Source organism: Okeania sp., assembly GCF_983059655.1.
The window spans coordinates 1-3,154 of the sequence record NZ_CEZPJD010000878.1; the positions used below are offsets into that span (position 1 = coordinate 1).

Annotated in this window: 1 protein-coding gene; it reads left to right on the forward strand. The window is 33.9% G+C overall.

The genetic code is table 11. The annotated features are described in order from the left end of the window. Positions 1–316: 316 nt before the first annotated feature. A complete protein-coding gene (locus AC3DU7_RS29645) occupies positions 317–2,098 on the forward strand; it encodes a DUF262 domain-containing protein (RefSeq protein WP_488042832.1) in 1,782 nt (593 codons plus the stop codon). Positions 2,099–3,154: the final 1,056 nt, after the last annotated feature.

Below are 3,154 nucleotides of genomic sequence, written 5' to 3' on the forward strand. Positions count from 1 at the left end.
TCTACCTACTTCAGCACTCCACTAAGATAAAATCATAATAAAATTGGGATATGATGACACTAACCTACGAACTTAAATTAATCCCCTTTCAAGAACAGACCGCCATGATGTGGCAGCAGCAAAAGTGATTTGTCATCAAGGTGTTACTGCGTCCTTTGCAGATCGTGGTTCAAAAATTTGACTGTGTAGGCGTACTGTCGGGGGTTGGAGACAATCTAGATAAGTGCCACTCAAGCAGTAAACCTAAATCGTAAGGTTTGGGAATCTCCGGTTAATCACGAGATTTAACAGGGGAGGATGTCAATGAGGTTATTATATGGCAACTATCGAATCTCAAGACATGACTCTAGAAAAGTTATTTGATGAGTTTTATGTCATTCCTGATTATCAGCGTGAATATGTTTGGGAGGAAAAAGAGGTAAATGAATTTATTCAAGATATATATGAAGAATTTTCTGAGCAAAATCAAAACTCCTATTCTGAGTATTTTATTGGCAGTATAATTGTTTGTAGTCGTGGGGATAATTTGTATGAAGTAATTGATGGGCAACAACGGATGACTACTGCTTATTTAGTTCTCTGTGCAATTCGAGATTATCTATTAACTATTAATTCAAATGAACGTATTGAAGCATTAAAAAATAAGATTGCTTCTCTATATACAGATGACTTGGGTAATGACCAGTTTAAACATAGGGTAGAACTGCAATATGAAGAAAGTAGGGGAGTACTAGAAAATATTGCTATGCAAACAAATTTAGACCAAATATCTCCTACTCGCTCTGTTAAACATATTCAAAATGCTTATGCTGAGATCAGAAAGTTTCTTTCTATTAAATTTGAATTAGATGAAGTTGCTATTTCTCATCTCAAAAAATTTTATGCATATTTTCTCAAAAATGTTAAATTAATTCGCGTAAAAACAGCCAGTGTTGCTCATGCTTTGAAAATATATTCAACTTTAAATCATCGTGGTTTACCCCTAGATGATATGGATTTACTCAAAAATTTAATTTTTGCTAAAGCCAAACAAACAGATTATGAGAAAATCAAAGTAAAATGGAAAAAAATGATAGATTTACTCTATCATTCTCAGGAAAGACCGATGCGTTTTTTGCGTTATTTTATTTTGGCAAGATATGCAGAGGATGGAAATTATATTGCAGAAAAAGAAGTCTATGATTGGTTCCTCAAAAATGAATCTAAATGTGGATATAATACTGAACCTATTCTATTTGTGAATGATTTACTAGAATCTGCAGAAGCTTATGTAGCATTTTTGTCTGGTAATAATCTTGATGGAACAGTAAATCGTTATTTGGCAAATATTCGTTGTCTCAGTGTTAATGTTAGGCAACATTTAATCTTACTTTTAGCTGCTTATAAATTGTCTCAATATTGTTTTGTTGAATTATGTCGGCAGGTAGAAAATTTATTATTTGTGGCAATGTTGACTAGCGATCGCAATCAAAAGGCGTTCGATGGCATGATTCTTAAGTGGGCTAGTGAACTACGTCAGATCGCATCAACAGAAGAATTTGATCGATTTATTGCTGACCAAATTATTTCTAGCAAGCAGTTAGTGGCAAATAAATTTGAGAAAGCATTTCATAAACTTAATAAATCATCATTTCAACCTTATCAAATTAAATATATTTTAGCCAAACTAACACAATACATAGATGAAACTGCCTGGGGTAGTGGGGGAGGAATTGATGATTTAAGCAATTATATTTTGAAATTAGATGTAGAACAAATTTTACCAGAATATCCTACTCAAAAAGTAATTTCATCTTTTGATAAACCTCGTGAAATAGAAAGTTATAGTAAACTTTTAGGCAATCTAACTTTATTAGAAAGTTCGATTAAATCTGCTATTACTAATCTGAGTTTTACGGAAAAAAAATTAGGCTATACTAACTCAAGATTTCTGTTGACTAGGACTATTGCTGAAAACATTTCTGTGGGGAATAACACAACTATTGACTTAGCGGTAAAAGATTTAAAGACCTTTATTAAATGGGATTCCCACGCCATTGAAACTCGACAAGAAATATTGACTAAATTAGCTAAAAAAGTTTGGGATATTCCTGAGTAGTGTTAAGTAGGGAGTAGGTCGTAGGGACGTTGCATGAAACGTCCGTAGGGGGAAAAAATTGATGAATAACAGTGCAATAATTGATTTTATTTTTGATTGTTGGAGATATCTATCTATAGTAATTAAATATCAATATCCTCAATTCTTGGCCTAAAAACCCTACCTTTGCAAAGATACCAAATAGCTTCTATATAGAATAATACCAAATTCAAAAAAGGCAGTTACATCTTAATTTGTGATTTCTTCTTAAAAGAAAAAATTATAAATTCCATAAATTCTAAAATTTCCACCTTTTTTCCTCTTTAATATTTATGTTTTTCTTTCTCTGTTCCCTGTTCCCTGTTCCCTGTTCCCTGTGTCCTCACTGTAGCAATATTTTATGAAATTGGTATAATTAGTGGCCAAGCAAGGGTGTAAAATTTGGTATTGACCAGCCATTATCACCAGATTTTCATAAGATAGAACGCTGGTGGTTTGTGTTAAAAAGTTGGATTAGACAAAGACTCAAGAAATTCTCAAATTTTAGAGACTGTGTAGATGCAGCTTTTATGGAAAATCCTGAAGTTTTTCGGTAGTGGTGAAAGATATCAATTATTCCTATAGGATTTAGTTGGTCTTTGAGGCGCGGAGCACTCACATAACACTGTGATTTTTGGCGTTGGTAAATTAGTGTATGATATTAATCTTAATTTTTTAGGAGTCAGGAGTCAGGAGACAGGAGTCAGGAGGGAAGAAAAAAGAAGAAACCCTGAGTAGAAGGAGAAAGTTTTTCGGGGAGTGTAAAGGTAACGGAGTTTTATCGTGCTCTTATCCGGACATGGTTATCATACCTCAAATTACCAACGCCTGATTTTTTAGTTGTCAGTTAAATCAAAGTCCAACGTGGGAACCCATCAAACTCTAAGTTAAGTTTGTTCGCGGTAGGGTAACGAGCTTGATCGCGAGGGGGTTAATGTTGCTTAATATGCGAAAAAATCATCCCTGTGAGGGTTAATGTCGGCGATGGCAGAATGAGCGCGATCGCACATCAAAAATATCAGTCATGCAGTAAAGCAT

Excerpts from the sequence above, each read along its gene's own strand:
- AC3DU7_RS29645 (WP_488042832.1), top strand. The coding sequence starts at position 317 with ATGGCAACTATCGAATCTCAAGACATGACTCTAGAAAAGTTATTTGAT.